This window comes from Mucilaginibacter metallidurans (genome assembly GCF_003286435.2).
Taxonomy (GTDB): domain Bacteria; phylum Bacteroidota; class Bacteroidia; order Sphingobacteriales; family Sphingobacteriaceae; genus Mucilaginibacter; species Mucilaginibacter gossypii.
The window spans coordinates 4,035,265-4,061,328 of sequence record NZ_CP043449.1 but is presented as its reverse complement, the minus strand read 5'-3'; the positions used below and the strand labels follow the sequence as shown (position 1 = coordinate 4,061,328).

The window sequence follows — 26,064 nt, the reverse complement described above, 5'->3', positions numbered from 1 at the left end:
AAGCGTTAACGTTTTTTATTTCAAACTTTATTGTTTATTTCCTCCGCGCACCATCGAAAGATAAGAAGTAAAAGCTAACTTTACAGGGAGTTTGCATAAGCATTATGTCAATAAAGCGCTTCGGACGTTATGATGATTTTTCTGTAAGTTGTTCATAAATTAATTAAGTTGTTTTTGAGCATTAGGTAGGTTTTTAATTTCTATTTTGAATTGAATTTTCTTGTCCTTGGATCTGTTCATCCTGCTGAACCTTGCTTTAGTCATACCCTACCTGTTTTGGTGCAATTTTAAAATATCAGTTGTTTTTAGCTTACTGTAACAGCTAATTGCCGTCATGAAGATACTAACTTTACATGACACGGTTTTGCCAGTCCGAAAGGCTGGACCTTACTAATACCTTTAAGTTTTGTGATGCGTGTTCTGTTGTTAAGGATATATAATTGACTAATATATAGCCTGATATGATAAACAGAGGGTGCTAAATACCCTTTAATAACTATCGTCGTAGTGCTTATCTTTATTTTCTGTCATATAAAAATCTATAATCTAAATGTCTTGATTAAAAGTATATTACGATTTTTTATAGAAATAAGTCTGCTATTTATTATTACTAAGTATTACCTTTGAGAAAAATATTAAACTTATACCTTATTGTTTTATGAAAAAAAATCTATTCATTATCTCTTTGATGATGATGCTGTGGTCTTGCAGCAAAAATGCACAATTAGTTCCCGATCAAACAAAAACGTCTCCTGGAAAGTTGACGGCACATGCTGCTGGAGACCAGGCATGGGATGTTTTAGGTTTTGGCTATGATGTAACAGGTGAATATGGGAATTCGGTTTCCACAACATTTCCAATTATTGACGTTGCGAAGCTTTATGCAGCAGATCCTACCAGGGTAGTTAAGAATGTAAGTACAAGTAGGAATTCGACATTTTCATATGGGGATAACGTACAGCATTACTCAAGCGACCTGTCTGCACATTTAAATGCAACTGTTGGCTTTTCTTTATTCAAAGCAAGTATCACTTCTGCTTATTCTGATGTATCCTCTTTTAATTCAAAGTATATTTATGGCAGCTATAATCTTTTATTACAACAGCGTGAGCTAAAGTTTAATGCGCCGACTGTTATACTCCAACAATACTTAACATCAAATTTTAAAACCGATATAGGTATCCTTACTCCAGAACAATTAGTTCGTCAATACGGTGCCTTCTTTTTGACGGATATTATGTTGGGGGCTAAACTACAGATAACCTACCGTTCGCAAACATCAAGTTCTGATAGAAAGACAGCCGCATCCGCAGGTTTAGATCAAAGTTTAGGCAGTTTGTTTTCAATCAATGCTGGCATTAACTCACAGCATTCACAAAGCAGCAGTAACTTTAATCAATATGTGCACTATGTAACTCATGGTGGAGACCCCACTGTTGGAATAACTCCAAATACTATCGTATTTGATCAAAATACCCCACCTATTGATTTTGGAGCCTGGCAAAGTACTACCAATGCGCAAAACGCAGTGCTTATTGATATCCCGAGTTCTGGTTTAATTGGTATTTACGATTTAATTGCCGATCCGGTAAAATCAAAAGCAGTTAAGGATTATATTAATAATGTATTCTTGCCAGGTAATCAAGTACAGGCTGTATTTGATAAAGCACCTCTTTACCGATGCTTTAGTACTGCCAATCAAGATTACATGATTTTAACAAATCCAAGCGAAGTATCTAATTTACCAAGCTGGAAGGTTGAAGGCGTTTTAGGGAATGTTTATACCGATAATACTAAGGGGGGGCTAGTGCCTGTTTTAAGATGGTATCAATACCAGGCAGGATATCACTTTTTTACTTGTAACGTGAATGAGATCCCTTCTCAGGCTAACCAAGAAGGTACGCAGGGATATATCAATCCTACTCAAGTACCGGGGTCAAAACCTTTGTATCGTTATCGCAATAGTAGAGGAGCACACTGTTATTCTGTAGATGTAAATGAACTTGGGCCTAAAAATGGATGGACATTGGACGGTATTATGGGATATATTGAATAATTCATAAAGTATTTTTAAAGGCGTGGTCATTTGACGCGCCTTTTTGTATTTTATCCAAATGCATTTTCAATTTTATCCTTTCTGAAATTTACCCTAAGCCAACAAATACCAGATTGTTTTTGATAGTGAAAAATTACATGGCTTTCGAAATCGGTCATCACTTTTTTGGTATTTTAAAGAATCCAGTCCGATAACTGATCCAAAAACAAATATGATATAGTTAACTGATCGCTCCGGCGGTGCTGATAGTGTCTCCATCTACCACTCCAAAAATAAATCTCCAAAACCCTGCATAATATATTAATCCTGTTATATTTGATTACATATAAACCAAACTCATTCCTGTGATTTGGGTTATCTACTAACACTCTAACAGGTTATCTATATCATGGCCAAAAAAACAACTAAAACCGAGAACCCCTTACCGGATACAAAGCCTGTAAAGGAAAAAAAAGCCGTCACTAAGGTCAAAGCCGATAAAGTAACGCCTGAAACAGGAGCCCCGGAACCTAAAAAAGCAGTTAAAACAAAAAAAGCGGCTGCCGAAAAGCCTGTCGCTGTAGAGAAAGCTGTACCGGTTAAAACAAAATCGATTGCTGCTGAAAAGCCTGCTGCCATTAAAAAAGCTGCGCCTTCTAAGCAGAAAGCGGTGAATGCCGATACCCCGACAGAAATAGCCCCGCAACCTGCAAAGCTTAAAGCGGTTGAACCATACAGCCGTTTTACTGATTTTGATATCAGTTTATTTAAGTCGGGCAAACATTATAAACTGTACGAAAAACTGGGTTCACACGTGGTGGAATATCAGGGTGTTGTTGGGACTTATTTTGCCGTTTGGGCCCCAAACGCACAATACGTAGCGGTAATTGGCAACTTTAACGGCTGGAACCGCGGTTCGCATAGTTTGAATGCCCGCTGGGATTCATCGGGTATTTGGGAAGGTTTTATTCCAAATGTTGGCAATGGCGAAACGTATAAATACTATATCAAATCATCAACCGGCGAAGACCTGGAAAAAAGCGATCCCTTTGCTTTACGCTGGGAACTGCCGCCGCGTACTGCCTCTATAGTTGCCGATACTTTTTATGAGTGGAAGGATCAGGATTGGATGCAGAACCGTCATGAACATAACGCGCTCGACAGGCCATATTCGGTTTACGAAGTGCATTTGGGTTCATGGGCGCGTAATCCCGAAAGTCCGGACGAGTTTTTAACTTACACTCAGCTTGCCGAAAAAATGGTGCCTTATGTAAAGGAAATGGGCTTCACCCATGTGGAGTTTATGCCTATTATGGAACACCCGTATTATCCGAGCTGGGGTTACCAGGTAAGTGGTTATTTTGCAGCGGCATCACGCTACGGTACACCACAACAACTGATGTACCTGATTGAAGAATTTCACAAAGCCGGTATTGGCGTAATCCTGGATTGGGTGCCTTCGCATTTTCCGGGAGATATCCATGCGCTGTATAAATTTGACGGTACACACCTTTATGAGCATGCCGATGCCCGCAAAGGTTTTCACCCCGACTGGAAATCATATATTTTTAACTACGGCCGAAACGAGGTAAGGGCTTTTCTGATCAGCAACGCGCTTTTTTGGCTGGAAAGGTATCATGCCGATGGTTTACGCGTTGACGCGGTGGCCTCAATGCTGTACCTTGATTATTCGCGCAAGCATGGCGAATGGGAAGCTAACAGGTATGGAGGTAACGAAAACCTCGAAGCTATATCATTTCTGAAAGAATTTAACGAAGCTGTTTACAGCCATTTTCCATCGGTACAAACCATAGCTGAAGAATCTACGTCATTTACCGGCGTTAGTCGCCCGGTTTATTTAGGCGGCCTGGGCTTTGGGATGAAATGGATGATGGGCTGGATGCATGATACTATTGATTACTTTCATGAGGATCCTATTCACCGTAAATACCATCATAACGAAATAACTTTTAGTACCATATATGCCTTTACCGAAAACTTTATGCTGCCTTTCTCGCATGATGAGGTTGTGTATGGTAAAGGTAGTATGTTGCGCAAAATGCCCGGCGATGAGTGGAGGCAGTTTGCCAACCTGAGGCTGATGTACGGATATATGTTCACACACCCCGGTTCAAAACTACTCTTTATGGGCGGCGAATTTGGGCAGGGCGATGAATGGGATTTCGGCAAATCGTTACAATGGCATGTGCTGCAGTATCCAAATCACCAGGGTATTAGCGAAACAGTTAAGGCGTTGAACCATTTATACCGTACAGAGCCTGCGCTGTATGAAAAGGCCTTTTCGCACCAGGGCTTTGAATGGGTTGACGGCGGCAATGCCAACGATTCCATACTGGTTTACCGTCGGATGGGACACGACAGTAAAAACGATCTGATGGTCATCCTGAACATGACCCCTGTTGTACGCCGTGATTATCGCATAGGCGTACCTGCTGCTGGTAAGTGGAAAGAGATCTTTAATTCGGATAATGAAAAATACTGGGGCAGCGGCATCATCAATTATGAGCCTGTAAATAGCGACCAGGTAAGCTGGCATGGCAAAAGCCAGTCTATCAAAATTACTATACCGCCGCTTGCGGCTGCGGTATTTAAACTGGTACTTGATGTGCCTGCTAAATATGAATTGAAACGGTAAGCTGGCCTGATAAAATAAACGCGTCATCCCGAACTTGTTTCGGGACCCCACATGCAAGGTATGCGCTTAGTAAATAAGAGCATTAGCCATTTGCGAGGTCTTGAAACAAGTTCAGGATGACGTTGTTAAATTTGTAAATAGCCTATGAACCCCAAATTCAAATATCTTTATCTTATAGGTGGTATAGTTGCCACGATATTGTTTATTGCGCAAATTGTGGCTACCTATCCAAAGCCAAATACAGTTGGGGTAATCCTTGGTGCTCTGCCAGCTTTGGCCTTGTTTTACTTATCGTACAAGGCTTATCATGTTAAAAAGGATAATGAGTTGATGTGAGATAAACTTAGATATTAGAATGCATTTCTATCTTCCTGCAATTACCACGCTTTGCCCATAATAATATCCCTTTTGTTTATTTTGCCCAATAATCTGTAAGGCGGACCAGGTACCTGGTTGATAATTAAGTTACTTAACGATTTTTGCCTGAATATAAAAATCAGGATCAATAGCTAATGAGTCGACAGTAGGAAGATCTTCTAATTTCAGTGACTGCCAGTTCGTTGAGGGGGTAATCCAACATTGATCAATCAATTTGATTTTAACGGGCATGGTAAAACCGTCTATACAATTTGTAAATCTGTATTCGAAGCTTTTTCCATCAATTTTATATTCCAATACAGGGATCTGTGTGGTTCTTAAATATTGGTCAAATATCTTGCTGAGATCTTTTTTGCTGACCTTACTGATATAGTTTTCGATCTGTGCCGAATTTACCGATTGGTGATAAAAGCTTCTGTTAAGTCCTCGTAACACTTCCCTGAATTTATCGTCATTATTGATAATAGCCTGTAACATGTGGATTAAAACCCAACCCTTCAGATAGGCGTCTTCACCTCCGTCTTTAAAAATATTGTCGGGAGAAATTACCGGAGTCTTGTTGCCTATCCGATTGGTAGTCCTGCTCAAAAAGAAATCGTGGGACGCTTTTGGCCCGTAAAGATCGGCGATAACCAATTCCTCCGCATAACCGGCAAAGCCTTCCTGTAACCAGCCGTAGGCAGGATCACTTGCCGTTATATTGTTGCCAAACCATTCGTGCGCTGTTTCATGAACCACCATCCGGTCGGTTTTTTGATCCCAATAAGTTAGCCGTTTGGGATTAAGACCAAAGCGACCCAATCTAAACTTGTTTCCATAGCCGATAGCGCTTTGATGTTCCATTCCTATATACGATGCTTCAACCATCTTAAAGCCGTCGCTGTAAAATGGGTATGGGCCAAACCAGTGCTCAAATGATGTTAAAGTTTTTCGAACTTCGGCAACCAGGTAATCTTTTACCTTTCCCTGGTTATAATCCAGTACCCAAAAATCCAGATCAAGGTTACCGCGTTCGCCGTTAAATTTTTCACTTACATGTTCATATTTTCCTATATAAAAGGTAAGCCCATAATTATTTATAGGATTGTTCACTGCCCAGGTATAGCTTGAGGTGCCATCTGTATTTTTAAGTTGCCGCTGAAGCCTTCCATTTGATACCGCGACTAATGTATCTGGTGTAATTATTGTAACCGAAGCTCCTTTATCTGGTTTATCGCCAATGTAAACCTTACATGGAAACCATGCACTCGCGCCTGGCAATTGACAGGCTACAGCCATCCATGGTCTGCCTACAGAGTCCTTTTGCCATACCAAACCACCATCCCATGGAGGGTTAACTGATTGTTTTGGTTTGCCCGAATAGTAAATCGTAATGTTTTGAACGTTATTTTTTGACCGTTGTAGGGGCTTTACAAACCAAGCGTCGCCGTTTTGTATAAAAGATAACTTTGCGTTTCCCGTTCTGATACTATCTATTTTAAGAGGCGATTGGAGGTCTATTTGCATGAGCGCGGTGTGTTTATTTTTAACAATCTTATATTGAATAATATTGCTACCGCAGATCGTTTGATTATTGTAATCTGGTTTTATGGTCAGATCATAGCGCAGAACATCCCACCAAGCCCGTTCTGGCGTTATCGACCCTTTTAAAGTATCCTGATGCGTTGGTTTGATTGGCCTATCGTTTTGTTGTGCAATTAATTTGCAGGTTAACAAGCTTAGGATTATAAACGTATATGTTTTTTTAGTCATAGATAAGTATCTTGTAGGGCGTGATGTATCGGTGGTTGTTGCCAACCTTGAACCACTAAAATAGTGAATTTTCGCTTGCAGGAGCTTTTATTAAACGTCCCAACGACTTATACCCCCCCACCTTTAATTTTCAATCGCGAATTTCCAAATCACTCTACAACCGCACAGTTACTGTTCGAAAACGAACAGTTTCGTAGATTGTGCTTTTCTTTAATTAATTGATATTCAGTAAATTAACAACAAGGCATATAATTAGCTGAAATTCAGGTATAAACCATTACAATTATGCTTAAAAATTACCTGCTGGTTGCTTTTAGAAACCTTTCAAAAAACAAAGCTTTCTCCGCTATTAATATAATAGGGCTGGCTATTGGTATGGCGGCATGCCTGCTCATTTTGCAATATGTTAGCTTTGAGCTTAGTTTCGATGATTTCCACACCAAAAAAGACCGCGTTTTCCGGATTAATCAGGACAGGTATAACAATGGCAAGTTAAGTACTCAATGGGCCGGCGGGGCTTTTGCACCCGGCACAGCATTTAAAAATGCGCTGCCCGATGTTGAAGAGTACGTAAAAATTGTAGGAGCAGGGCAAACCATAGCCAATTACAGGGATCAGAAAATGGTGATCCGGAATGTTTACTATGTAAGCGATGCATTTTTCAAAACATTTTCTATCCCGCTGATAAACGGCGACGGGAATACCGCACTTAAAGAACCCAACACCGCGGTAATTACCCGACAAATTGCTGACAGGCTTTTTCGTGGCGTAAATCCCGTTGGGCAAACCCTGTATATTAATACAGATAAGCCGCTTAAAATTACCGGCGTAATGGAAAATATGCCTGCCAACACGCATATGAATTTCGATATCATGCAATCCTACGCTACGCTGCTTAAAGAAAATCCGCCTAATAAAGATTTTAATCTCGATAATGCCTGGCTAAGTGACGGCTGCACAACTTATCTGCTGCTTAAACCCGGAGTTGATCCGCGTGCTTTGGAAGCTAAGTTTATCCCTGTAGTGAAAAAAGCTTATGATAAATATCCCGGCACGGGCGAAGGCGGCATTTATACACTTCAGCCGGTAAAGGATATCCACTTGTATTCCAACAGGATGCTGGAGTTTCAGCCCAATGGAGATGGCAAGTCGGTGTACCTGCTTTTGGGCATCGCTATTTTTGTGATCATCATAGCATGGATCAACTATATCAACCTGGCTACTGCCCGAGGCATTGGCCGGGCTAAAGAGGTTGGGGTGCGTAAAACTTTGGGCTCGGCAAAAGCACAGTTGATTACCCAGTTCATGTTGGAGGCCATGATGCTTAACGCCATGGCTATAGGCCTGGCATTGCTTATCATTATGGCCTGTTTGCCTGCATTTGCCAATATTTCCGGCATGCAGATGGGTTTTACGTTATTTGCTAAAGCAACTTTTTGGTTGGCTGTTTTGGGAATCTTTGTGTTGGGCTCATTCTTCAGCGGTTTTTACCCGGCCATTGTATTATCGGCGTTCAGGCCGGTTGAGGTGATGAAAGGCAAAATCTTAGCATCGCCAAGTGGAGTGATATTACGTAAGGCAATGGTGGTATTCCAGTTTGCTGCCTCGATCTTTTTACTGATAGGATCGCTTACAGTGTTCAAGCAACTTAAATACATGCAAAGCCAAAAGTTAGGGGTAAAAATAGATCAAACACTGGTCATTAAAGCTCCGTTGGTTAAGGTAGATTCGTTTTACCGTAGCATGAGCTCATTTAAACACGAATGCCTGACGCAATCTGCCGTTAAAAGTGTAACCGTATCAACCTCAATCCCCGGTGAACCTGTGCAATGGAATGCTGGCGGTATTAAGTTGGTTGGCTCAAATCAAAGTACAAGCAAACAATACCGCATTATCGGTGCCGATTACGATTACCTTAACGCCTACGATATCAAACTGATAGCCGGTCGTAAGTTTTCGAAAGAGTTTGGAGATGAACCACATAAAGTGATATTCACCAAAAAAGGGGTTGAACAGTTAGGCTTTAGCAAACCTGCCGATGCCCTTGGCAAACGCATCGATTTTTGGGGACAGGTTTATGAGATAATAGGAGTGGCCGATAATTTTCACCAGCAATCCTTACATGATGCCTACGATTCCATGATCTTCCGTTGTATCCCTGATGTTCGGGGCCCGGTATCGGTAAAGGTAAGTACAACCAATATGCCGCAAACCATCGCCGACTTAAAGAAAACCTGGGCCAGTTTTTTTCCAGGCGACCAGTTTGATTATTTCTTTTTAGATCAGCATTTTAACGAGCAATACAAAACTGATCAGCGCTTTGGGCAGGTGTTTGGCGTATTTACCGGCATCGCCATTTTTGTGGCCTGTTTAGGTTTATTTGGCCTCGTATCATACACCATTGTACAGCGCACCAAGGAAATTGGCATACGCAAGGTACTGGGAGCTTCAGTAAACAGTATTTTAAGATTGTTGTATAAAGACTTTGCCCTGCTTGTAGTGGTATCGTTTGTGATTTCGGCACCAATAGGCTGGTACGCTATTCATCAATGGCTGCAAACATATGCTTTCAGGATGGATATCAACCCCTTCCTGTTTGTTATTCCATTTTTCCTGGTGTTGCTGGTTGCCTTTGCAACGGTTTCGTTTTTGAGCGTGAAAGCCGCGCTTATGAACCCGGTAAAGAGTTTGAAGACGGAGTAGGAAACAAAAAACACGTCATTATAAGGTACGAAGCAATCGTACGAAAGCATGGTCGCCCTGTATTGCGTGCGATTGCTTCGTCGTTCTTCTTATAATGACATGTTTTTATTTCAGGGCAAGGGGATTTCGGCAGGGGCAAAACATTTACAAGGTACGTTCAGCCAATCCCCAGGGCTGACGTATAAGAAACGGTAAAAATGAGTAGTGTTACCAACAAAATGTTGGTAAAGAGGGAATAAGTTTAAATGTTCGGGGGGGTAAAGCCTTTTAGAGTTTTTTCTTTGTAAAAAGAATATGACAACCTCACTCCAAGATCATTTCAGATGGATACCCGATCCGCGCACGGGCAATAATAAGAAACATAATTTACTGGAAGTAATAATCCTATCGGTATTGGCGGTTGTATGCGGTGCGGAAAGCTGGTACGAAATGGAGGAGTTTGGCAAGGAAAAAGAAGACTTTTTAAAACAGTTGCTACCGCTTGAAAATGGCATACCGAGTCATGATACGATCAATCGCGTTTTTATGATGATCGATGCGGATGTTTTTGAACGCTGTTTCCGCGCCTGGACGGCGGAACTTGGCCAGAGCCTTCAAACAACAGGTACATCTGGCGAAAGGGAACTGATTGCTATCGATGGAAAGAGCGTCTGCAATAGCGCCTGCAAGCATCAGGGATTGGGGGCATTACATTTGGTAAGTGCCTGGTCAGGCCGTAATCAGTTGGTACTTGGGCAACAAAAGGTGGCTGACAAGAGTAATGAGATTAGTGCCATCCCGGCATTACTATCTTTATTGAACATTAAGGGGCAGTAGTCAGCATCGATGCGATGGGCACCCAAAAAGCAATCGCTGAAAAGATTATCGAAAGTCAGGGGGATTATATCCTGGCCCTGAAGCAAAACCATGAAACGTTTTATGACCAGGTAACCAACCAGTTTAACTTCAGGGAAGACAGTTACAGCCAGCATCTGGATAAAGGGCACGGGCGGTCTGAGATCAGAACCTGCAAGGTCATACATGAACTTAACTGGATTGACGAAAAGGAAAATTGGAAAGGAATAAAGAGTATTATCAAAATCACCTCCGAACGCATAATTGGGGACAGCCGTACTACACAAAATCGTTATTACATCTCCAGCCTTCAGGCAGACGCTGCCTATTTTAACAAAGCCATCCGCACACATTGGGGAATAGAAAACCAGTTGCACTGGCAACTGGATGTTGGTTTTGCCGAAGATTATAATACCACACGAAATAGTCAGGCTGCACAAAATCTTGCTGTAGTCAGAAAGATAGCTTTAAATATTCTAAAGGCTGACAAAACCAGCAAAGCCAGCATAAAGGCCAAAAGAAAAATGGCTGGGTGGAATCACAAGTTTCTCCTAACACTTATAGCTAACAAAAATTTCTAATGCGTCGGCCCTGAGCCAATCCCCAAAAGAGAGGGCTGGGGTGAGGTTTTTTCCTATCTTTGCCCCAAAAGCAGACTGAATATGACCGGAAAATCGCCGCAGGAATCATACACCATCATGAACGAACTGGTATTGCCCAATGATACCAATACTTTAAATAACCTGATGGGTGGTCGCCTGCTGCATTGGATGGATATTGCCGCTGCTATTTCGGCACAAAAGCACTGTAACAGGATCGTGGTAACCGCGTCGGTAGATAACGTATCATTCCAGTCGCCGATAAAGTTAGGTGATGTGATCAGCATTGAAGCAAAGGTTACCCGCGCATTCACTACGTCGGTTGAGGTAAGGATGGATGTATGGGCGCAAAACATTCCATCAGGCACTAAAGTAAAAAGTAATGAGGCCTATTATACCTTTGTTGCTTTGGATAAAGATGGCCAAAAGACAACCGTGCCCGAGCTGGTACCTGAAACGGATAAAGAGCGCGCATTGTATGAGGGTGCGCTTCGCCGCCGCCAATTGAGGTTAATATTAGGCGGAAAAATGAACCCCAATGATGCTACTGAACTGAAAGCCTTGTTTTTTGGGGATCAGTTGCCACCCAATCTTGGTGAAGAAATAAAGCAGTAACAAATTTCCAGATGTATCGTCTAAATGGTTTAAACATTAAAACTACTGCCATGCGATATTTTCTGTGCTTTTTACTGCCACCGCTTGCCATACTTACTACTGGCAGGATAGGTGCATTTATATTGAATATATTTTTAACTCTTTTCTTCTGGATCCCGGGCGTGATTCATTCTATCCTGGTAACCAGCGATTATTATGAGGCTAAACGCCACAGGCAACTGATGCGGGCGACAAGGCGTTATCGTTGGTAGCCTTGATTCGCATGATTATGGGATTCCCTGAGGTTTTGATTGAGGTTGTTTAGGACTATTCTACCAAGAAATCCTCAAATCCTAAAAATCATGCTTTAAAATTGTCATATTTGCCACGATGCAAAAGGGTAAGCTATTAATAATTGACGACGAGGAACGCCTCCGCAACCTGTTGGCGCGTATTTTACAACTGGAAGGCCATGAGGTAATTACTGCGGCTACAGCCAAAGAGGGCCTTAAAAAATTACAGCAGGATACTATACATGTGGTATTAAGCGATGTAAAGCTACCTGATATTGATGGCATCACCCTTTCTGAAACCATCAAAAAAAACTATCCCAACACCGAAATCATCGTATTAACGGCTTACGGAACTATCAATGATGGCGTAAAGGCAATAAAAGCCGGTGCGTTTGACTATATCACCAAGGGCGATGATAACGAAAAGATCATCCCGCTGGTAAGCAAGGCCATGGATAAAGCCCTGCTGCAGCAAAAGGTTGCAGAACTGGAAAGCAAGCTGAATGACAAGTTTGGTTTTGACAGGCTTATCGGTAAATCAACGGCTATCAGCGATGTAATTAAGCTTGCCCAAAAGGTTGCCCTTACTGATACAACTGTATTATTATTGGGCGAAACCGGCACAGGTAAGGAGATTTTTGCCGAAGCCATTCACCAGGCCAGTAACCGCAGCGCTAAATCATTTGTGGCTGTAAACTGCAGCGCTTTCACAAAAGAATTATTGGAAAGCGAATTGTTTGGCCATAAAGCAGGCTCATTTACCGGGGCTGTAAAAGATAAAAAAGGACTTTTTGAAGAGGCCAACGGCGGCACTATATTTTTAGATGAAATAGGTGAGCTCGATCACGATCTGCAGGCTAAACTGCTTCGTGTGCTTGAATCGCAGCAGTTTATTAAAATAGGAGATACCAAACCCACCCAGGTTAATGTACGGATTCTGGCAGCTACCAACCGTAATTTGCTCAACGAAATCAATGACGGCCATTTCCGGTCCGATTTATATTATCGTCTTTCTGTATTTCAAATCACGCTGCCAGCCTTACGCGAGCGTAAAAAAGATATCAAACTACTGGCCGAATACTTTATGCAGCATTTTGCCCTTAAAGTAAAAAAGCAGGTAAATACGCTTAGCGACGAGTTTATAGAAAAACTGGAAGCGTATCCATGGCCCGGTAATATCCGTGAGTTAAAAAATATTGTAGAACGTGCGGTGATCCTGACTGATAGCAATGTGCTTGATGAGAGCTTGCTGCCTTATGAAGTTCAGCAGCAACAGGTAAAAAGCGGTGCTCCTATTTCGGCATTTGATCTTTCTTCGGTAGAGAAACTGCATATTCAACGGGTATTAAACCATACCCACGGTAACCGTGCAGAAGCAGCGCACCTGCTGAATATTGGTGTGGCTACCCTGTATAGAAAGCTGAAGGAATATAATCTGGAATGATTTCGGATTTCGGAATTTCGATTTCGGATTTATTGAATAAAAAGTTCTTTCTACGCTGACGCTCGGCTCCAGCCGGGTGTCGACTATCAAGCGGTCTCTGGCCGCCGTACACACGCCGGAGGCATGGAGATATTTGCCACCCATCTGCCGCAGGTTTAGCGATAGCGTAACCTGTGATGCGGTATAATTTAAGCTTTCAGCTTAAATTTGAAGCTGAAAGCTTCAGTTGTGTTTAACCACGGGTTACGCTATGCTAAACCCGCGGCAGCTAACCCCCCCCCCGGCAGCTAAGACCTTCCTCGATTCCACTTTGATAATCACCTATCAAAATGATAGTTCAATTCCCCCTAAATAAATAAAATAATATTTCTGAATATACATAAATAATTAATAGTCAATTATTTATGTATGTTTTAATTTTCTTGGCATCCGCTTGGTAAAGCCCTTTGCAAAAACACATAAAAATGGATGCTTTACTCACAATCGCTTACCTGGCCACATTTGTAGTGGTGTTCTGGATCTTTTTTAAATCTGTAACGTACTTCGAAAAAATCTAAAATCATGGCAGCATTATTCATCGTAGCAATAGCCGTGTTCATTTACATGGTATACGTACTTCTCAAACCCGAAAAATTTTAAAATTAAACTATGAACCCTGAACTAACGGGTGTAATTTTCACCTACCTGCTCACCTTAGCCATCGCCATTCCCCTTGGCCGCTACATAGCTAAGGTATTTAAGGGCGAAAAAACCTGGCTCGATTTCCTCGCCCCGCTTGATCGCTTTATTTTCCGTTTCAGCGGTATCGACACCAAACGCGAAATGAACTGGAAACAGCACCTGCTGGCCCTGCTTACCATTAACAGCGTTTGGCTGATATATGCCTTTGTTTGTTTAATGGCACAAGGTCATTTGCCGCTTAACCCGGACGCTAACCCAGGGCAGTCGCCTGATACAGCTTTCAATACTGCCATCAGCTTTTTGGTAAACTGTAACCTGCAGCATTACTCTGGCGAAAGCGGTGCTACCTACTTTACACAGCATTTTGTATTCATGTTCCTGCACTTTGTATCAGCAGCTACAGGTATTGCCGCGCTGATAGTTGTATTTAGGGCCATGAAGGATAAGGTTACTGATAAGTTGGGCAACTTTTGGGAGTATTTTGTAAAATCAATCACCCGCATATTATTACCTATCTCATTTTTGATAGCTGTGATCTTCGCTTTTAACGGCATGACCACCAGTTATGCAGGTAAGGATACTTTTATCAGTATGCAGGGCGATACTGTTCACGTATCCCGCGGGCCGGTTGCTCCTCTGGTTGCTATTAAACACTTAGGCACAAATGGCGGCGGCTGGTTTGGTGCAAACTCTGCCCACCCTATCGAAAACCCTAATTATTTAACCAATACCGTTGAACTGGTAGCGCAGGTTGCTATCCCTATCGCTTTGGTGTTTGCATTGGGTTTCTATCTCAATAAAAAGAAATTCGCCTACGTAATTTTTGGCGTAATGACGCTGGGTATGCTCATGCTGCTGATCCCGACTATGAATGCCGAGTTGAATGGTAACCCTGCCATTGCAAAAATGGGCATCAGCCAACCAACCGGCGCCATGGAAGGTAAGGAAGTAAGATTTGGTCCGGCTAACTCGGCTTACTGGAGCATCGTGACTACTATTATCTCTACAGGTTCGGTAAACTCCATGCATGACAGCGCTATGCCGGTATCAGGTACTATGATGCTGCTGGGCATGATGGTTAACTGTTTTTATGGTGGTTGCGGGGTTGGTATCCTCAACTTCTACATATTTATCATAGTAGCAGTATTTATTTCAGGATTGATGGTTGGCCGTACTCCTGAGTTTTTAGGTCGTAAGATAGAGGCCAGGGAGATGAAGATAGCTTCGCTGATTGCATTGCTCCACCCTTTCATTATCCTGGTAGGTTTGGCCATATCATCATACTACGTGGTTAATGTTGCCGGCGCCGATTGGGCTGTTAAACCTTCGGCCTGGTTAAATAATCCGGGTACGCATGGTTTCTCGGAGATGTTGTATGAATATACTTCGTCGGCAGCAAACAATGGTTCGGGCTTTGAAGGTTTGGGCGATGGTAATATCTTCTGGAATTATACCACCGGTATCGTGATGATATTGGGCAGGTTCCTGCCGATCATTGGTCCGCTGGCTATTGCCGGATTGTTGGCTAACAAAAAATATATCCCTGAATCGGCCGGTACATTGAAGAGCGATACCTCAACTTTTGGGTTGATGATCTTTGCGGTGATTGTAATTATTGCAGCGCTGTCATTCTTCCCGTCATTGGCTTTAGGCCCAATAGCTGAACATTTTTCATTAAAATAATCATGAACTCAACTCAAAATACATTATTTCAGGGCGATCAGATGAGGGATGCTTTAAAACAATCCTTTATCAAACTAAACCCTCGTGTGCTGTTCCGTAACCCGGTGATGTTTACCGTGGAGATTGGTACAGTTGTAATGCTTGTTGTAAGCATTTTTTCGCTGGCTAACAAAGGGCAGGGCAGTTTTGCCTACAACTTTACAGTATTCATCATATTATTATTAACCGTGCTGTTTGCCAATTTTGCCGAGGCTATTGCCGAAGCCCGTGGTAAAGCTCAGGCCGAAAGCCTGCGCAAAACCCGTGAGGAAACACCTGCACGATTACTGGTTAACGGTAAGGAAGAAAGGGTGATGTCATCACAGTTAAAAAAAGGCAACGTATTCATTTGCGAAGCCGGTGATAATATCCCAACCGATGGCGAAATTATTGAAGGTATCGCTACCATTGATGAATCGGCTATTACCGGCGAATCTGCCCCGGTGATCCGTGAGGCCGGCGGTGACAAATCATCTGTTACCGGTGGTACCAAAGTATTATCCGACAGGATCAAAGTATTGGTAACCACCCAGCCGGGCGAAAGCTTTTTGGATAAGATGATTGCGCTGGTAGAAGGCGCATCCCGCCAGAAGACCCCTAACGAAATTGCCTTAACTATTTTGCTGGCCGGTTTTACGCTGATCTTCGTTATCGTGTGCGTTACCCTGAAGCCATTTGGTGATTATTCAAATACGCCCATCACTATAGCCGCTTTTATATCGTTGTTTGTTTGTTTGATCCCTACAACTATCGGAGGCCTTTTATCGGCCATCGGTATTGCCGGGATGGACAGGGCCTTGCGTGCCAATGTAATCACCAAAAGCGGTAAAGCTGTTGAAACAGCGGGCGACTTAGACACATTATTACTTGATAAAACCGGTACCATAACTATTGGTAACCGTAAAGCAACCAGCTTTTACCCTACTGCCGGTGTAAACGAACAGGACTTTGTAATGGCATGTGTACTAAGTTCACTGGCCGACGAAACCCCCGAAGGGAAGTCGATTGTAGAGCTTGCTGAACAAGGCCCGCAAAAACTAAAAATCTATGCTCCGGCCGATTCGGTGTTTATCAAATTTACTGCCGAAACCCGTTCAAGCGGTTTAGATACCCCCGATGGTTTGCGCATCCGCAAAGGTGCATTTGATTCCATCCGTAACATCGCTTTAAAAGCTGGAAATCCATTCCCTGCCGATGTGGAAGAGAATGTGAAAAAGATTTCTTCAAACGGTGGTACCCCTTTGGTGGTATCGCAAAATGAAAAGATCATGGGTGTGATAGAGCTGCAGGATATCATTAAAACCGGTATTGCCGAACGTTTTGAACGCCTGCGTAAAATGGGTGTTAAAACTGTAATGGTAACCGGAGATAACCCGCTTACCGCCAAATTTATTGCCGAGAAAGCCGGTGTGGATGATTTTATTGCTGAGGCCAAGCCTGAGGACAAAATGAACTACATTAAGAAAGAACAACAGGGCGGTAAACTGGTAGCCATGATGGGCGATGGTACAAACGATGCCCCTGCGCTGGCCCAGGCCGATGTAGGCGTGGCCATGAACAGCGGTACTCAAGCAGCCAAAGAAGCCGGTAACATGGTTGATTTGGATAACGACCCAACCAAGCTGATTGAGATTGTGGAGATAGGTAAACAGCTGTTGATGACTCGTGGTACTTTAACAACTTTCAGTATCGCTAATGACGTGGCTAAATACTTCGCCATTGTTCCGGCTTTGTTTATGGTATCAATGCCTGCCTTAAAAGCGCTGAACATCATGGACCTGCACAGTCCTCAATCGGCTATACTTTCGGCAGTTATATTCAACGCTATTATTATTCCGCTGCTGATTCCGTTGGCTTTGCGCGGTGTTGAATACAAGCCGATAGGTGCAAGCGCTTTGTTACGCCGTAACCTGCTTATTTATGGTTTAGGCGGCATCGTTATACCGTTTATAGGTATTAAATTAATTGATTTAGCTGTTTCGTTATTCATATAAACTAAATGAGCGGGGACGTGGGGTATGGATTTAGGGCGACAGATAAGCTTTAACTACCATCCGTAACAGGCCCCACGTTTCCAAACTCATCTTTTAAAAATTAAATAAAATGAAAACATATTTGTTGCCATCCATCAAGCTTACCTTAATACTTATTGTATTAACAGCAGGCATCTATCCTTTAGCTATAGCCGGTATAGGTAAATTTACCCCGGGCAAAGGCGACGGTGAAACCATTACTTATAAAGGCCGTGTAGTTGGTTATGCCAACATTGGTCAAAAGTTTACTAAAGACGAATATTTCTGGGGCCGTCCATCAGCAGTTGATTACAATGCTGCCGGCTCAGGCGGCTCAAACAAAGGTCCATCAAATCCTGATTACCTGAAACAGGTTGAAGGCAGAATAGATGATTTTCTGAAACACAACCCAGGCGTAACACGCTCACAGATTCCTGCCGAACTGGTTACGGCTTCAGGTAGCGGTTTGGATCCTGATCTTTCACCAGCAGGCGCAAAAGTTCAGGTTGCCCGTGTAGCTAAAGTTCGCGGTTTATCAGTTGATGCCGTAAACAAACTGGTTGATGAGCATACTGAACAACCTTTGTTAGGTTTGTTTGGCCCTGCTAAAGTGAATGTATTGAAGTTGAATGTGGCTTTGGATAGGGTGAAGAAGTAAAAACCAGGCTACCGCAGTTTTAGCGCAGCTCAAATCCTCGCCGGGGTTGGCAATAATTAGCAACGGCGAGGATACAAACACAATTTGGGTTACCAATAAGGAACCCGGAAATTTTAATACCTGCTTAAATGAAATTTTTCCTGCTATTGATATTTTCGATGTTAACCTGTGCTTTTATAGTTAAGGCTCAGGATACGGTCAAAACCACATCCGATGCGCCTTTGGTGGTTTATGGCTCGGTTGATACCTATTTTAAATATGATTTCGCAAACAGGGGATCGCAGATCCCGACGAGTTTTGCAACGGATCATAATTCAATTTCTATCGGGATGATAGATCTGGGTTTAAAGAAAAAGGTTGGCAGGGCCGCTTTTGTAGGCGAGTTATCATTTGGTCCGAGAGGACAAAGCCAGTCGATACCAAACGGATCTGATGGCGATTCGTATCATATTCAAAACTTGTATGTGGCTTATGATGTAACAGATAAATTTGTACTTACTGCCGGATATATGGCTACCTTTATAGGTTATGAAGTGGTGAGCCCAGTTGGCAATTTTAACTACTCAACCTCTTACCTGTTTACCAATGGCCCGTTTCAAAACGCTGGTTTTAAAGCCGCATATTCGTTTTCGGATAAAGTGAACGTGATGGCCGGTGTGTTTAATGATAATTGGAATTATTACCGGTCGTCAAATCAAGTAAACAATTTTGGCGCTCAGCTAATATTAAACCTGGTTAAGGGCTGGACCGCCTACTTAAACGTAATTACCGGAGGGATTGTAGGCACCGAGTTTGATTTAACAACTGCCTATCAAATAACAAACGCGTTTAAGCTGGGCCTGAACGCGGCTGACTTTTCGGCAAACAAAGGTGTTACCGGCGGTTTTTCGGGCGTAGCTTTGTATCCGCAACTGGCAGTTTCAAAATACGTTACACTTGGTTTAAGGGGCGAATATTTTAAGCATAAAACAGGTACTTATACCGCAATTGCAGGGCCGGCAAATGGTAAATCGGTTACAGCGGCAACGCTTACTGCTAACGTTAAAGCAGGCCCGTTAACATTAATACCCGAGGTGAGATTGGATCACGGATCGGTAGAGCAGTTTAAAGCACGCAATGGTGATTTGACAAGGTCCGCATCACAGTTTGTGCTGGCAGCCGTTTATGGGTTTTAGCAGCCATTAAATGCTTAGGTATTACAGCAAATCCAGGCATCGTGACTAAAGCATGTGCAAGTGAGCGGAAAGCCTGACCGGCATGGAACACCATAAAAACTAAAGGAATATTCAAAGGCGACTTATGAATGAGGACACTAAAGAGCAATCTGTAGAGCACTTCCTGGAGCTGATCAAAAAATCGCGCCGCGGAAAGTTCAAGGTTTATATTGGCATGAGCGCCGGTGTTGGGAAAACCTACCGGATGCTGCAGGAGGCCCAAACCCTGCTGCGCAATGGTATCGACGTGAAAATTGGTTACATCGAAACCCACAACCGTAAAGAAACCCATGCCTTGCTGGAAGGTTTGCCTGTAATACCCCGCCGTAAACTGTTTTACAAAGGGAAGGAGCTGGAGGAGATGGACCTGAAAGCTGTGATAAGCCTGCGCCCCGAGGTGGTTATAGTTGACGAGCTTGCCCACACCAACATTGAGGGCAGCAGCAATGAAAAACGATGGCAGGATGTACTGGAGATCCTGAATGCAGGCATTAACGTGATCAGTGCGGTGAATATACAGCACATGGAGAGCCTTAATGAAGAGGTGCAGCGGATAACCGGAGCTACCATCAATGAACGCGTACCCGATAAAGTTTTGCAGTTGGCCGATGAAGTGGTAAACATCGACCTTACCGCCGACGAACTGATAGAACGCCTGAAAGAAGGCAAGATATACGACGAGAAAAAGATCCCGACAGCGCTAAGTAATTTTTTCCAGGTAGAGCGGATTTTGCAGTTGCGTGAGTTGGCCCTGCGCGAGGTGGCCCACCAGGTGGAGCGGAAGATTGATATTGAAGTGCCCAAAACAATTAAGCTGAGGCCCGAGTTGTTTTTGGCTTGCATCAGTACCAATGATGAGTCGGCTAAAGTTATTATCCGTAAAACAGCAAGGTTATCGTCATACTATCGCTCCAAATGGTATTTACTATATGTGCAAACCTCGCGCGAGAGCAGCGATAAGATTAACTTAGCCGCGCAAAGGCACCTTATCAATAATATGAAGCTGGCCACGCAATTGGGCGGTGAAGTGCTGAAGGTAAAAGATGATAATGTGGCCCGTACCATTTGGGAAACGGCCGAAAAATATGATATCACCACGATTTGCATTGGCAAGCCGCGGTTTAAATTTTACCAGCTTATCATGAAAACAGCGGTGTTTACACAGCTACTAAATAAAATGTCGAAAACTGATATTGACCTTGTAATACTTTCATAGCCATGACAATAAAAAATAAACTCCGGGCAGGGATAGGTTTCCTGTTTGTACTGGCAATAATTTGCTGCGGAATGTCGATATATTTCCTAAACCGGTTATCTGCCGATGCAGGAGCCATATTGAAAGATAACTATAAAACAGTAAAGTATATGCAAAATATACTTACCGCTATTGATTCGCGTACCGACAAACTATCGGCCGACCAACAAAAAACGATAAATGACAATTTGGTATTGCAGGAGCACAATATCACTGAGGCAGGTGAGCTGCAACTTACAGATTCCTTGCGGGCTGTTTTTGAGAGTTTAAAGCACGGGAACGATAATAAAATAGCCGAAAGTGACTTACGCAATCGCCTGCACAAGCAGGTGTATGGAATAATGAAGCTCAACATGGATGCTATCGCACGGAAGAATGATATAGCTAATACAACTTCAAAACGAGGGTCGTTGCTGGTGGCATTTTTAGGCGCGTTTTTGTTTTTAGTAGCATTCAGTTTCGCAGTTAATTTCCCGGGATACATTGCCAACCCAATTAAGGAGCTTACCGCCCGCATTAAAGAGGTATCAAACAAAAATTATCACCAGCAAATTCATTTTGAATCGGACGATGAATTTGGCGAACTGGGCCAGGCTTTTAATAACATGACGCGCAAGCTTGATGAATTTGAAAATAGTAACCTGGCCAGCATCCTGTTTGAGAAAAAGCGAATTGAAACTATTATCAACTCCATGCATGATGCCATTATTGGCCTTGATGAAAAAGGTGTTATCATTTTCGCCAACCAGGTGGCCTGCAACCTGATCGGTATGAAAGCCGACCAGCTTAATGGTAAATATGCGCCAGATATTGCTATTGAAAATGATCTGATGCGTAAATTGCTTGTTAATGACCAGGCAAAGCTTCGTATCTTTGCTGATGAGCGCGAAGGTTTTTATTCGCGCGAATCCTTATCGGTAAGCAGCAGGGATAAAGTGATAGGTAAAGTGATTATTCTGAAAAACATTACCGAATATCAGCAACTGGATGAGGCCAAAACCAATTTCATTGCTACCATATCGCACGAGTTGAAAACCCCCATCTCATCTATAAAAATGAGCTTGAAGTTATTGGAAGATGAGCGCATAGGCGAAATAAATGCCGAACAACGCCAGCTGATAGGTAATATTGACGACGATACCCGTCGCCTGTTACTCATCACAGGCGAACTGCTTGACATGGCACAGGTTGAAACCGGCAAGCTACAGCTTAACTTCGGCAGTACGCACCCTCAAAATATTGTGGATTATGCCGTAAAAGCCATTAAGTTTATAGCCGACCAAAAGCATGTGGAAATTAAAGTGAAATGTGATGAAAATTTGCCAAAGGTACATGCCGACCTGGATAAAACTACCTGGGTACTCATCAACCTGCTCTCCAATGCCATAAAATACAGCCACGAAAAATCAACAGTTGAGCTGGTGGTTAAAAAACGTAAGAACGATGAGATAGAGTTTTCGGTAACCGATCATGGTAAGGGGATAGAAGAGCAATATCTGCCCCGTTTATTTGAGCGTTATTTTAAGGTGCCTAATGCTACATCCGAGCAAAGCGGAACGGGTTTAGGCCTTGCCATAGCCAAGGATTTTATTGAGGCACAGGCTGGAAAGATTAGCGTGGACAGCGAAATAGGTTCGGGCAGTACATTTTATTTTACATTAAAACGGGCGATAGCTGCGGCGTAAGCCATCGCCATTTTAACATAATTACCATCCGCCTTTAAACCCTTCGGTTAAGGCGTGTTGGTAATTTTTCATATCAAATGAGTATAGGTACGGCGCCTTATGCGCGCCGCCTTTACGTGGCTCTTCAGATCGGTTCAGGATGCCGAATGCTAAGATCCTGCGTTGAAAGTTACGCCTGTCTAACTTTTTACCTAAAATTGCTTCATACAATTTTTGCAACTCGGGCATGGTGAATTCTCCCGGCATCAGGTTGTAACCTATCGGTTGATAGTTAAGCTGCAGGCGTAAGGCATCTAATGCACTTTTATAAATATTTTCATGGTCGAGTTGCATCTCGGGCATGTCATCCAGGTCGCGCCAGGCACAAAGCTCCGAAAACTGATCGGGGTGGGGTATAACGCCAAAAAAGTCGACCAGCGCATAATAGCCTATAGATATAAACCGGCCTGAAAACCAGTTTTGTTCTTTTGGCAGCATATCGGCATACATATCGTTATGAACTTTTGAACGGTCGGGATCGCCAAATACACGAAACTGCTGTAAAAATATTTTATCTAAACCGGTACGTTCCTGCAAGATCCTTACAGCGGCGTTGTCTATCGGTTCTTCCTTAAGTACAAAACCGCCGGGCAGGTACCACTTCTCTTCGTCATTGGTTTTTAATAGCAGCACTTTCATTTGCCCTTCGTGAAATCCAAATACAACACAATCAATAGAAATGTGGTTTACATAGTTTTTGCGGGCATCCTCGCTGTACTGAATAAGTTGCTGTTTGCTTAACATTTGTGCTATTGTACAAATAAAGTTTGATTTTTTAATTATAATATTTACAATTGTGTACTTAATACACTATGCGGAATGCCATAGCATATCGCTTTAAAAATCATCAAAAATATTTAAGGGTACAATGAAATACCCTGATTATTAGTCATATTTGTTAACCAATTATTTACTACCCATATAACTTAAAAAATGAAGAAGTATTTTTCAAGCCGGCTTGTCATAGCCGTGATGCCATTTTGCGTGGCATTGACACCCTTTAACAAGGTGCTGGCACAGGCTAAAACCGAAGATGCGAAAATGAACGCCTATGTAAAAGGCCTGATGAGTAAAATGACCCTTGATGAAAAAATAGGGCAGCTAAACCTGGTAACCATCGGAGCAGCAACAACAGGATCGGTAGTAAATAAAGGGGTTGAAGAAAATATTAAAAATGGATCAATTGGTGGAGTGTTTGGTGTTTGGGGTACAACGCAAACCCGCCAGATTCAGGATATAGCCGTTAAAAACTCAAGGCTGCACATTCCGCTTATTTTTGGTTTGGACGTGATCCACGGTCACCGTACTATTTTCCCTATCCCATTGGGCATGTCGGCAACGTGGGACATGGGCCTGATCAAACAATCGGCACAAATTGCAGCTAAAGAAGCAACCGGCGAAGGTTTGAACTGGGTGTTTTCGCCAATGGTTGATATTGCCCGCGACCCGCGCTGGGGCCGTATTTCTGAAGGCTCGGGCGAAGATCCATGGTATGGTTCGCAGGTGGCAAAAGCTATGGTGCAGGGTTACCAGGGTACCAGTATGAAAGATGCCGATGCCGTGATGGCCTGCGTTAAACACTTTGCACTTTACGGTGGTGCAGAAGCGGGTCGTGAGTATAACACAGTTGATATGAGCCGCATTAAAATGTACCAGGATTATCTGCCGCCATATAAAGCAGCGGTTGATGCCGGTGCGGGCAGCTTTATGAGTTCATTTAATACAGTTGATGGTGTGCCTGCAACGGTTAACCAATGGTTGTTAACCGATTTGTTAAGAAAACAATGGGGTTTTAAAGGTTTCGTGGTATCTGATTATACCGCAGTAAACGAAGTGACAGATCACGGCCTTGGCGATTTGCAAACGGTATCTGCCCTTGCCCTGAAAGCCGGTTTGGATATGGATATGGTAGGAGAGGGGTTCCTGAAAACATTGAAAAACTCGCTTACACAAAAGAAAATAACCCAGCAGGAAATTGATCTGGCCTGCCGGCGTGTATTGGAAGCTAAGTACAAATTAGGTTTGTTTGATAACCCTTACAAATCAATGGATGCCGATAAAGAAGCTAAAGAAGAGTTATCGACTGCGAACCGCGCTGCTGCACGGGAGATCACTAAACACTCCTTTGTATTGCTAAAGAACGATAATCAGACACTTCCACTTAAAAAAGGCGGCAGTATTGCCCTGGTAGGCCCGTTGGCTGATAATCACCGAGATATGCTGGGCACCTGGGTGATTGCCGGCGAATGGCAAAAATCGGTAAGCGTAATGGAAGGCATTAAAAATGTGGTAGGTAACAATGTTGCCATTAACTATGCCATGGGTGCCAATATAACCGAAGACAGTTTGTTTATTAAAAGGCTGAACTTTGGCCCCGGAATGGTTTCTTTAGATGCTAAGCCGGCCAACGAATTGTTGAAGGAAGCAGTTGATGCCGCCAAAAAATCGGATGTGATTGTGGCTGTGGTTGGCGAATCGCAAAGTATGTCGGGTGAATCGTCAAGCCGTTCGGATATAGATATTCCCGAAAGCCAGAAAAACATGCTGAAGGAACTTTCAAAATTGGGCAAACCAATGGTGATTGTGCTGTTTAACGGTCGTCCGCTTACCTTAACCTGGGAAGATAAACATGCTAACGCGATACTTGACGTTTGGGCGCCCGGCACCGAGGCCGGTAACGCCATCGCCGATGTATTATTTGGCGACTATAATCCGGCCGGTAAATTGACTGCTACATTTCCGCGCAGCGTAGGGCAAATACCTATTTATTATAACCACAAAAACACGGGTAGGCCATACAAAGGCGGTCCTTCAAAATTCAGGTCAAATTACCTTGATATTTCAAACGATCCGCTTTATCCGTTTGGTTACGGCTTAAGCTATACTACCTTTAACTACAGCGCTGTTAGCGTAAACAAAACCAAATTAAAAGGTAATGAAACTTTAACAGCTAATGTTACAGTTACCAATACCGGTAAATATGCAGGCGAAGAAGTAGTACAATTATATATTAGTGACCCTGTGGCAAGCATCAGCCGTTCGGTAAAAGAACTTAAAGGTTATCAAAAAATAAGCCTTCAGCCGGGAGCATCAAAGCAGGTTAGTTTTACTATTACTCCAGAGCAACTGAAGTTTTATAACACGCAGCTTAAGTATGACTGGGAACCAGGCGAATTTGTAGTTGAAATAGGAACCAACTCGGCCGATACGCATAATGCATCGGTTTGGTGGGCTAAATAGTGCCATTTAAAGAGTAATACATTTTTAGCACTTTGTTAAAAATGGTAAAGGTATTTTTTGACGCACGAAAATATCTGAACGGCACCGGTAAGTAAAATTCACCGGTGCCGTTTTGTTTTGGAAAAAATGTGTAAAATGTTGTATAATGGCGTGAAATCGATTGCAATAAATGTAATCTGAACATTTATTGTTTGGAAAGTATTGCTTGGGTAAATGTATATTTAACATTTATTATTGTATAATTAATAATAAATGTTGATCTGACAGTAT

Annotated in this window: 17 protein-coding genes and 1 pseudogene; 16 read left to right on the top strand and 2 right to left on the bottom strand. The window is 42.8% G+C overall.

Features of this window, described 5'->3' with window-relative positions; genetic code table 11:
• Positions 1–658: 658 nt before the first annotated feature.
• The 3 genes from DIU38_RS17470 to DIU38_RS17460 all read left to right on the top strand — a co-directional run bounded on the left by DIU38_RS17470 (position 659) and on the right by DIU38_RS17460 (position 5,027).
• Positions 659–2,056 (top strand): MAC/perforin domain-containing protein, encoded by a 1,398-nt coding sequence (locus DIU38_RS17470; protein ID WP_112658113.1) that lies wholly within the window; start codon positions 659–661, stop codon positions 2,054–2,056.
• A 388-nt stretch (positions 2,057–2,444) separates the two neighbouring features.
• Positions 2,445–4,691, top strand: coding sequence for a 1,4-alpha-glucan branching protein GlgB (gene glgB / locus DIU38_RS17465; RefSeq protein ID WP_112658115.1), 2,247 nt, complete (start codon positions 2,445–2,447; stop codon positions 4,689–4,691).
• Between the two features lie 144 nt (positions 4,692–4,835).
• The gene (locus DIU38_RS17460) at positions 4,836–5,027 is read left to right on the top strand and encodes a hypothetical protein (RefSeq protein ID WP_112658117.1); all 192 of its coding nucleotides are present in this window, start codon (positions 4,836–4,838) and stop codon (positions 5,025–5,027) included.
• A gap of 129 nt (positions 5,028–5,156) precedes the next feature.
• On the opposite strand, the gene DIU38_RS17455 is transcribed toward DIU38_RS17460, so the two are convergent.
• On the bottom strand, positions 5,157–6,821 hold the full coding sequence (locus DIU38_RS17455; protein WP_112658119.1) for a M1 family metallopeptidase: 1,665 nt from the start codon (positions 6,819–6,821) through the stop codon (positions 5,157–5,159).
• Positions 6,822–7,106: 285 nt separating this feature from the next.
• On the opposite strand from DIU38_RS17455, the gene DIU38_RS17450 reads away from it, so the two are divergent.
• The 12 genes and pseudogenes from DIU38_RS17450 (at position 7,107) to DIU38_RS17390 (ending at position 22,515) form a co-directional block, all read left to right on the top strand.
• Entirely contained in the window at positions 7,107–9,524 is a 2,418-nt protein-coding gene (locus DIU38_RS17450) for an ABC transporter permease (RefSeq protein WP_112658121.1), read from the top strand.
• Between the two features lie 294 nt (positions 9,525–9,818).
• Positions 9,819–10,939: pseudogene (locus tag DIU38_RS34910) on the top strand (ISAs1 family transposase).
• Between the two features lie 81 nt (positions 10,940–11,020).
• Complete coding sequence (locus tag DIU38_RS17435) at positions 11,021–11,572, top strand: acyl-CoA thioesterase (protein ID WP_090532037.1); 552 nt, start codon at positions 11,021–11,023, stop codon at positions 11,570–11,572.
• 50 nt (positions 11,573–11,622) lie between these two features.
• On the top strand, positions 11,623–11,823 hold the full coding sequence (locus DIU38_RS17430) for a YqaE/Pmp3 family membrane protein (protein ID WP_090531506.1): 201 nt from the start codon (positions 11,623–11,625) through the stop codon (positions 11,821–11,823).
• A gap of 118 nt (positions 11,824–11,941) precedes the next feature.
• Positions 11,942–13,288: a sigma-54-dependent transcriptional regulator gene (locus DIU38_RS17425; protein ID WP_112652208.1), complete on the top strand. Its 1,347-nt coding sequence runs from the start codon at positions 11,942–11,944 to the stop codon at positions 13,286–13,288.
• Positions 13,289–13,849: 561 nt separating this feature from the next.
• Positions 13,850–13,927 carry a K(+)-transporting ATPase subunit F gene (kdpF, locus tag DIU38_RS34905; protein ID WP_083879072.1) on the top strand — a complete coding sequence of 26 codons (78 nt, stop codon included), beginning with the start codon at positions 13,850–13,852 and terminating at the stop codon, positions 13,925–13,927.
• A 9-nt stretch (positions 13,928–13,936) separates the two neighbouring features.
• The gene (gene kdpA, locus DIU38_RS17415) at positions 13,937–15,652 is read left to right on the top strand and encodes a potassium-transporting ATPase subunit KdpA (RefSeq protein ID WP_112652209.1); all 1,716 of its coding nucleotides are present in this window, start codon (positions 13,937–13,939) and stop codon (positions 15,650–15,652) included.
• Between the two features lie 2 nt (positions 15,653–15,654).
• Complete coding sequence (gene kdpB, locus DIU38_RS17410; RefSeq protein WP_112652210.1) at positions 15,655–17,685, top strand: potassium-transporting ATPase subunit KdpB; 2,031 nt, start codon at positions 15,655–15,657, stop codon at positions 17,683–17,685.
• Between the two features lie 109 nt (positions 17,686–17,794).
• Positions 17,795–18,361 carry a K(+)-transporting ATPase subunit C gene (locus tag DIU38_RS17405; RefSeq protein ID WP_112652211.1) on the top strand — a complete coding sequence of 189 codons (567 nt, stop codon included), beginning with the start codon at positions 17,795–17,797 and terminating at the stop codon, positions 18,359–18,361.
• Positions 18,362–18,489: 128 nt separating this feature from the next.
• Complete coding sequence (locus DIU38_RS17400) at positions 18,490–19,536, top strand: porin (protein ID WP_112652212.1); 1,047 nt, start codon at positions 18,490–18,492, stop codon at positions 19,534–19,536.
• A gap of 124 nt (positions 19,537–19,660) precedes the next feature.
• Positions 19,661–20,791: a sensor protein KdpD gene (locus DIU38_RS17395; RefSeq protein WP_112652213.1), complete on the top strand. Its 1,131-nt coding sequence runs from the start codon at positions 19,661–19,663 to the stop codon at positions 20,789–20,791.
• A gap of 2 nt (positions 20,792–20,793) precedes the next feature.
• Positions 20,794–22,515 (top strand): HAMP domain-containing sensor histidine kinase, encoded by a 1,722-nt coding sequence (locus DIU38_RS17390; RefSeq protein WP_112652214.1) that lies wholly within the window; start codon positions 20,794–20,796, stop codon positions 22,513–22,515.
• A 21-nt stretch (positions 22,516–22,536) separates the two neighbouring features.
• On the opposite strand, the gene DIU38_RS17385 is transcribed toward DIU38_RS17390, so the two are convergent.
• Complete coding sequence (locus tag DIU38_RS17385; protein ID WP_112652215.1) at positions 22,537–23,298, bottom strand: NUDIX hydrolase; 762 nt, start codon at positions 23,296–23,298, stop codon at positions 22,537–22,539.
• Between the two features lie 189 nt (positions 23,299–23,487).
• Between DIU38_RS17385 and bglX the strand changes: the two genes are divergently transcribed.
• Positions 23,488–25,794 (top strand): beta-glucosidase BglX, encoded by a 2,307-nt coding sequence (gene bglX, locus DIU38_RS17380; protein WP_208057789.1) that lies wholly within the window; start codon positions 23,488–23,490, stop codon positions 25,792–25,794.
• The last annotated feature ends 270 nt before the right edge of the window (positions 25,795–26,064 follow it).